We start from the raw sequence: 7,427 nt of genomic DNA on the forward strand, positions 1-7,427 counted from the left end.
GGATGGGGAGTCGCAGTACCCAGGTTCGGGCAAACCGCCATGGGTGGGCTATAAACCTATAGGGGGGTAAACCGGGAACCGTGTCCATGACCACAATCGCCAAAGTGCTTGCGACCGAAAGCGAAGTCCGCTTGAACACGCGCAAGCAGCCGTTCGATCTGCTGCGCTGGTTTTCGCTGGTCAGCATGGCGGTGATCGGGACTGTGGCGGTGGCGCTGGGGGCGGTATCCACGCGGTTCGTGATTACCGAAAGCGTGCAGCGCGATGCGCTATTGACCTCACAATTCATTCAGGCGATTGCGTGGGCCGAGGTGCGCCATGCACCGATTCCCAACATCCGGACCATGGGCGACTTGCTCGACCCACGAAAAGACAAGGACTTTCCAGACGTCGACCCGCTGGCCCGCGCCAGTGCCCGTGGTGATTTCCTCGACCATATCGAAAATTTGCCGGACGTGATCCTGGTCAACATCTATGCCCCCGACCGCATGGTGATCTGGTCGACCAACCCGGCCTTGACGGGCACCACGATCCAAGGCGATGAGGACCTTGAGCGGGCGTTCAGCTCGAAGCTACCTGTGTCGACCAGCTACCACGATGTCGACAAAACCCGCATGGAGCAGAAGTTCAGGGTGCCACCCAAATACCTCTTCATCGAAAACTACATTCCCCTGTTCGATGTCGATGGCCGCACCGTCACGGCGATGGTCGAGGTATACAAGGAACCGCAGGACCTGATCAACCGCATGGAGCGCGGCCTGGTGCTGATCTGGCTGGCGACCGCCCTGGGCGGCGGTCTGATTTACCTGGGCCTGTACTGGATCGTGCGGCGGGCAGCGATCCTGCTGGCGACGCAGCAGAAGCAATTGATCACCAACGAAACCTTTGTGGCCCTGGGGGAAATGTCCTCGGCGGTCGCCCACAGTCTGCGCAATCCGTTGGCGACCATCCGTTCAAGCGCCGAGCTGGCGATAGAGTTCGACAACGGTCCGGCACACGGGAATATCAACGACATCATTAGCCAGGTCGATCGCATGTCGACATGGGTCCGGGATTTGCTCCAGTCCCTGCGACCGCTCAATGACGAGGCTGAGCCCGTGAACCTGGTGGCGGCACTGCATGACAGCCTGATGGCTTTCGAGCACCAGATCAGCAAGGCCAAGGTCAACGTGGTGTTCGAGCCGGACCAGACGCCCATGGTCCTGAGCCAGCAGGTGCAACTGACCCAGATCCTCAACAGCCTGCTGTCTAACGCGGTGGAAGCCATGGACAACGGCGGTACACTGACCATCCAGATCGAGCCGCCAGATGCGCAGCGCGTCAGCGTGAGGGTGAGCGATACCGGCAAAGGCATGAGCGAAGAACAGCGCACCATGGCCTTCCGGCCGTTCTTCACCACCAAGCAGGGCGGGCTGGGCGTCGGGCTGGTGCTGGTCAAGCGGATCATGGAGCGTTTTGGTGGTGTAGTGACCCTCGACAGTCGCGAAGGCGCGGGCACCACTGTTCGTCTGTCGTTCAAGTTGGCCCCATGAACATTCCCCGTTAGTGGGGGTCAGTCCCCGGTCATTTCCATGGTCAATGGCATATTGATTTTGATAAGCCATTGTTTTATCGAGTGTTAATGCTTTTATATAAGTCAGTCAAAAAGTTGGCGAGGTCCTTGCATCGTCACCATCACCTCCTACACGATTGCGAGGCGGCTGGTGATGGCAAAAAAAGCGCGCTACAACTTCAAGCGTTCAGGAGCGTTTACGCCTTTGAAGCTGCATTCACCACGCTCGCGGGCCTTGGGCATGCACCTGGTGCTGATGCTGGTGACCGGTTTGCTGGCCAGCCAGCTGCTGGTCGCCAGCCAGCCATTATCGACGCCCGAACCTGCTCCGGCATCCACTCCCGTACCCGCTGTCGCTGAAGCCGATACCCCGTGGGGCGGCAACTATTTCCCCAACACCCTGCTGACTGACCAGGACGGCCAGCAGCTGCGTTTTTTCGATGACATGATCAAAGGCAAGGTGGTGGTGATCAACTTCATCTTCACCTCGTGCAGTGACTCCTGCCCGCTGGAAACCGCGCGCCTGCGCCAGGTGCAGAAACTGCTGGGGGATCGGGTCGGCAAGGACATCTTCTTCTATTCCATCAGCATCGACCCTCTGAGTGATACACCCGAAGTGCTGAAGGCTTATGCGCAACGCTTCCAGGTCGGGCCGGGCTGGAAATTCCTCACCGGGGAGTTCGCCGACGTCACCGAGCTGCGCAAGAAACTGGGATTGTTCATTGAAGGCATCGATAACGGGCGCAACAAGGACCACAACCTGAGCCTGATCGTCGGCAACCAGGAAACGGGCCGCTGGATGAAAGCCTCGCCGTTCGAAAACCCGTGGATGCTGGCCGACCAACTGGCCAATACCCTGCAGAACTGGAAGCAGCCCAGCGTCGAAGAAAGCTACGCCGATGCTCCGCAAATCCGCCCGCCGAGCAATGGCGAAGAGCTGTTCCGCACCCGTTGCGCGTCTTGCCACAGCCTCGGTCCGCTGGATGGACAGGGCATCGGCTTGCGCAGCATCGGCCCGGACCTCATCGGCGTGACCCATAGGCGCGAACTGGCCTGGCTCATCCGCTGGATCCGCGAACCGGATCGCATGCTCGTGGAAAAGGACCCGATTGCGATGGAACTGTTCGATAGCTACAACAGGATCCCGATGCCCAACCTGCGGCTGGATGAGCATTCCGCCCGGTCCATCATCGATTTCCTGCATGAAGAGACTGACCGTCAGCATCCGCCAGCGGCCAGTGGTAACGAGGAGCCTGAGCACCATCATTCGGTCGCGCAACCCGAGATGAGCCAGGCGCAATAGTGTCAAGAAAATTACATTGGCCAGTCAGTTGCTATCAATGCCACCTACACTGATGCAGACAGCGGCTGAACAGGCTCGATTTCAAGCATCCAGGACACCGCCATGCAGATACTGGAACAACAAAAAGTAGCTGCGCCGCAGGCTCCGGCAGCACCGCGCAAGGGGTGGCGGCCGCAGTTCAACCTGCTCCGCTGGTTCTCCCTGGCAAGCTTTTTCATCATTGCCGCGGTGGCGTTGGGGCTGGGTTACATCTCCACGCGCTTTGTGGTCGATGAAAGCATCGAGCGCGATTCAATGCTGACCGCGCAGTTCATTCAATCCATTGGCGAGGCCGAAATCCGTCATGCCGGGATTCTGCCGGGCAGAACCATGGGTGAAATGCTCGACCCGCGCCTGGACCATGCCGATCCCGACATCAACCCCGAATCCCGGGCCGCCGCGCGCGTCGAGTTTCTCGACCATGTGGAGCATCTGCCGGACATCCTGCTGGCGACGGTATATGCCCTGGACCGCACCGTGGTCTGGTCGACCAACGCCGAGTTGATCGGCGTGCGCATCGAAGACGACAGTGAGTTGGACGAGTCCTTCGAAATGAAATCGCCGGTGTCCACCAGCTACCACCAGATCGATGAGGAACGTCCCGAACAGCGTCTGCTGCGCGAACCGGAATACCTGTTCGTCGAGAACTACATTCCGATGTTCAACGCCGACAGAAGCAAAGTGATTGCCATGGTGGAGATCTACAAGGAACCGGTGGACCTGGTGGAACGCATCCAGCGTGGCTTCAAGGCGATCTGGCTGGCCACCCTGATCGGTGGGGCGGCCATTTACCTGGGGCTGTTCTGGATCGTCCGGCGCGCGGCAATACTGCTGCAGAGCCAGCAAAAACAACTGATCGCCAACGAAACCTTTGTCGCCCTGGGGGAAATGTCCTCGGCGGTGGCCCACAGCCTGCGCAATCCGCTGGCGAACATCCGTTCCAGCGCCGAACTGGCCCAGGACATCGCCAGCCAGACCGCACAGAAAAACATTGGCGACATCATCAGTCAGGTCGACCGCATGTCGCGTTGGGTCCGTGAATTGCTGGTGTCGTTGCGACCGATGAATGACGACTTCGAAACGGTCGACCTGGTACTGGCCCTGGAAGACACCTTGAGTGCCTTTGAGTCCTTGATCAAACGTTCGAACGTCGAGGTGCGCTTTTCTCCCGCCAGCGTGCCACCGGTCGTCAGCCAACAGGTGCTGCTCACGCAAATACTCAATAGCCTGTTTGCCAATGCACTGGAAGCCATGCCCAAAGGGGGCGTGCTGAAGATCGAGATCGACTCCTCGGTTCCTGGCGACGTGAGCATGATCCTGACCGACACCGGCAAGGGGATGTCCAAACAACAACAGCAAATGGTCTTCAAGCCGTTTTTCACCACCAAACAAGGCGGATTGGGCGTTGGCCTGGCCCTGGTCAAAAGAATAATGGAGCGGTTTGACGGTTCGGTCGAACTGACCAGCCGGGAGCAGGAAGGAACCCGCGTTTGTCTCAATTTCAGAGTGGCAACGGGAGGGGAGTATGGAGCACAGCATTCTGCTGGTCGAGGATGACGAAATCCTCGCCGAGAATATTCAGACTTACCTGGAGCGCAAGGACTTCGAGGTGACCGTCTGCCACTCGGCTGAAGATGCACTGGAGCAATTGGGTTCTTTCGCTCCTGACGTGGTACTGACCGACAACTCGTTGCCGGGCATGAGTGGTCACGACCTGATCCAGAAGCTGCGCATCAGTGCGCCGGATCTGAAAGTGATCATGATGACCGGCTACGGCAACGTCGAAGACGCCGTGGTGGCGATGAAAGAGGGCGCTTTTCACTACGTCACCAAGCCGGTGGCCCTGCCGGAGCTCAAACTGCTGCTGGACAAGGCCCTGGCCACCGACCGCATGGAGCGCACGCTGTCGTTTTACCAGGAGCGCGAGGCCCAGAAGTCGGGGGTGCAGGCACTGATTGGCGAGTCGGCCCCGATGGCGTACCTCAAGAGCACCATCAGCCAGTTGCTCGACGCCGAACGGCGGATGGCCAACAGCGATCTGCCGCCGGTGCTGGTGGAAGGCGAGACCGGCACCGGCAAGGAACTGGTGGCCCGGGCCTTGCATTTCGACGGCCCGCGCAGCAAGGGCCCGTTCATTGAATTCAACTGCGCTTCGATCCCGTCCAATCTGGTGGAATCAGAGCTGTTCGGCCACGAGAAGGGCGCCTTCACCGACGCCAAGGATCGTCGCATGGGGCTGGTGGAAGCGGCCGATGGCGGCACGTTGTTCCTCGACGAAATCGGTGAAATGGACCTGCTGTTGCAAGCCAAGCTGCTGAAACTGCTGGAAGACCGGACCATTCGCCGGGTCGGTTCGGTGAAGGAGCGCAAGGTCGACCTGCGGGTGATCAGCGCCACCAACTGCAATCTTGAACAAATGGTCCAGCAGGGCAAATTCCGCCGCGACCTGTTTTTCCGCCTGCGCATCATTTCGATCAAGGTACCGCGCCTGTATGCCCGTGGTGCCGATATCCTGTTGCTGGCCCGGCACTTCCTGGCACTGCATGGCAAACGCTACGGCAAGCCGAACCTGCATTTCAGCGACCAGGCCGAAGAGTTGCTGCTCAGCTACAGTTGGCCGGGCAACGTACGCGAATTGCGCAACATGCTGGAGCAAACCGTGCTGCTGGCGCAAAGCGACACCATTGCCGCCCATCAACTGAACGTTTGCTTGAGCCTGGTGGATGAGCCACCGAAGTTTCATCACGAACCACAACACTTCAGCGAACCGCGTCCGTCCTACAACAGCAGCGAATCCATGAACCTGCCGGAAGTGGAGCGCGACATGGTGCGCAAGATGCTCGACAAGACCGACTGGAACGTCACCAAATCGGCACGCCTGCTGGGTCTGAGCCGCGACATGTTGCGCTACCGGATCGAAAAACTCGGCCTCGCCCGCCCGGACAAACGCCAGTGGTAGGGAAACTGATTGAGAACGCCCCCTGGTGCTCACTGCAACACCGGGCCCTGCCTCAGGCAGGACAGCATGCAATCGGGATTCTCGACTTCCTGGTTCACGTAGACGCCATGCTCCGGATCGTAGGAGCGGATAAACACCCGAACCGTGGCGTCGGCCACGGTCGGCAGGCGCGAATCGTAGAACACATGCTCGCTTGAAACCGGGATGAAATCCCCGGGTGCGGTCGGAATGTATGTGCCCGGCGGCACGCTGCTCATGGACGGTGGTACGGGGTGTGCGAAGGGTTGGTCGGCGCCGTAATAGTTGAATTCACTGCTGTAGTCAGTGGTGGCTGGCAAGTCGTCGGCACGGGCGACAGCGGTCGCGCTCAGGCAGACGGCGAGCAAAAGCCTCAGGTCGATTATTTTCATGGCAACACCTGCGAAATCGGTTTAACCGCATGTCCCCAAGGTCATTAACTATAGCTGTCGCCGTGGGCAGTCGTCGGCGCTGCGCGGATTACAAGTTCGCAACATCTGCCAGGATGGGGTTGATCTAGACTTCGGCCGGTCAAATCGACGACCCGAACCCTGGAGCGTGCAATGGAAATGCCGACAAAAGAACAAGCCATCGCCAGTAACCGCGAGGCCTGGAATGACTCTGCCCGTCACCACAAGGATTCCGGCGAATGGCAAGCCTTGTTGAAGGATGTGGCGCACGCGGATTTTTCCTGCCTGGATGAGACCCTGACCGCTTTGCTGACCCAGACAGGCGTCGACGGCAAGGAGGTGGTGCAACTGGGCTGCAACAACGGCCGCGAAAGCCTGTCACTGTTCGCCTTGGGCGCGCGCAGCGTGGTGGGTGTCGACCAGTCTGAAGCATTTCTCGAGCAGGCTCGGGAGCTGGCGTCCCGCTCGCCCCATGCGCCGCAATTCATCGAAGCGGACATTCACCACCTGCCTGCGCAACTGCAGGAGCGCTTTGACCTGGCGCTGATCACCATCGGGGTCTTGAACTGGATGCCTGACATCGGCGAATTCTTCCGCCATGTGGCGAGCACGCTGAAGCCGGGTGGGGCGCTGGTGGTGTACGAAACCCACCCGTTCCTGGAAATGTTCGACCCCGAGGCAACCGATCCTTTTCGCCTGGACAGTTCATATTTCCGTCGCGAACCGTTCGTGCAACACGAACCGATCGTCTACGAAGGCAGGATCGAACAGCCATCGGCGGCATCCTACTGGTTCGTCCATACCCTGAGCGACCTCTTCAGCGCCGCCATTGCGGCAGGGCTGCAGATTCGTCACTTCAAGGAATACCCGCACTCCAACCGCGAAGAACTCTATGACCGTTATCAGCAGCAGGCAGCGCAGTTGCCGTTGTGTTTTACGTGGGTGGTGGTGAAGAGCTGAGTAGCGGCTGTTGACTGTGTACATATCCGGTTTTTTGGTAACGGCGACTTGGGGTTTCGCCCTTACGGCGAGTTCCTTTTGTCAAACGACACAAAAGGAACCAAAAGGTCTCGCCCCGAACGTCCGGCCCCTCGCCAGGGCTCGGGGTTCCTTCGCTCCGGCATTCATCCGGGGGCATTGCTCTAC

Annotated in this window: 6 protein-coding genes; 5 read left to right on the plus strand and 1 reads right to left on the minus strand. The window is 59.3% G+C overall.

All coding sequences use genetic code 11. The features are described from left to right. Nucleotides 1-86: 86 nt before the first annotated feature. The 4 genes from ACCD00_RS29570 to ACCD00_RS29585 all read left to right on the plus strand — a co-directional run bounded on the left by ACCD00_RS29570 (nt 87) and on the right by ACCD00_RS29585 (nt 5,853). Nucleotides 87-1,532: a sensor histidine kinase gene (locus tag ACCD00_RS29570; RefSeq protein ID WP_413428756.1), complete on the plus strand. Its 1,446-nt coding sequence runs from the start codon at nt 87-89 to the stop codon at nt 1,530-1,532. A gap of 174 nt (nt 1,533-1,706) precedes the next feature. Beyond that, nucleotides 1,707-2,855, plus strand: coding sequence for an SCO family protein (locus ACCD00_RS29575; RefSeq protein WP_413428757.1), 1,149 nt, complete (start codon nt 1,707-1,709; stop codon nt 2,853-2,855). Between the two features lie 102 nt (nt 2,856-2,957). Next, on the plus strand, nt 2,958-4,451 hold the full coding sequence (locus ACCD00_RS29580; protein ID WP_413428758.1) for a sensor histidine kinase: 1,494 nt from the start codon (nt 2,958-2,960) through the stop codon (nt 4,449-4,451). Beyond that, the gene (locus ACCD00_RS29585; protein ID WP_413428759.1) at nt 4,420-5,853 is read left to right on the plus strand and encodes a sigma-54-dependent transcriptional regulator; all 1,434 of its coding nucleotides are present in this window, start codon (nt 4,420-4,422) and stop codon (nt 5,851-5,853) included. Before ACCD00_RS29580 ends, ACCD00_RS29585 begins: the two co-directional genes overlap by 32 nt. 29 nt (nt 5,854-5,882) lie before the next feature. Here the strand turns inward: ACCD00_RS29585 and ACCD00_RS29590 are convergent, their stop codons facing one another. Beyond that, nucleotides 5,883-6,263 carry a hypothetical protein gene (locus ACCD00_RS29590; protein ID WP_413428760.1) on the minus strand — a complete coding sequence of 127 codons (381 nt, stop codon included), beginning with the start codon at nt 6,261-6,263 and terminating at the stop codon, nt 5,883-5,885. A 171-nt stretch (nt 6,264-6,434) separates the two neighbouring features. On the opposite strand from ACCD00_RS29590, the gene ACCD00_RS29595 reads away from it, so the two are divergent. Then, a complete protein-coding gene (locus ACCD00_RS29595) occupies nt 6,435-7,241 on the plus strand; it encodes a class I SAM-dependent methyltransferase (RefSeq protein ID WP_413428761.1) in 807 nt (268 codons plus the stop codon). Nucleotides 7,242-7,427: the final 186 nt, after the last annotated feature.

It is taken from the genome of Pseudomonas sp. Pseusp3 (assembly GCF_047304225.1).
GTDB lineage: Bacteria > Pseudomonadota > Gammaproteobacteria > Pseudomonadales > Pseudomonadaceae > Aquipseudomonas > Aquipseudomonas fluorescens_CD.

What these genes read in the sequence shown, in the direction of transcription:
- ACCD00_RS29575 (WP_413428757.1), top strand. Translation starts at nt 1,707, where the DNA reads ATGGCAAAAAAAGCGCGCTACAACTTCAAGCGTTCAGGAGCGTTTACG.
- ACCD00_RS29570 (WP_413428756.1), top strand. Translation starts at nt 87, where the DNA reads ATGACCACAATCGCCAAAGTGCTTGCGACCGAAAGCGAAGTCCGCTTG.
- ACCD00_RS29595 (WP_413428761.1), top strand. Translation starts at nt 6,435, where the DNA reads ATGGAAATGCCGACAAAAGAACAAGCCATCGCCAGTAACCGCGAGGCC.
- ACCD00_RS29585 (WP_413428759.1), top strand. Translation starts at nt 4,420, where the DNA reads ATGGAGCACAGCATTCTGCTGGTCGAGGATGACGAAATCCTCGCCGAG.
- ACCD00_RS29580 (WP_413428758.1), top strand. Translation starts at nt 2,958, where the DNA reads ATGCAGATACTGGAACAACAAAAAGTAGCTGCGCCGCAGGCTCCGGCA.
- ACCD00_RS29590 (WP_413428760.1), bottom strand. Translation starts at nt 6,263, where the DNA reads ATGAAAATAATCGACCTGAGGCTTTTGCTCGCCGTCTGCCTGAGCGCG.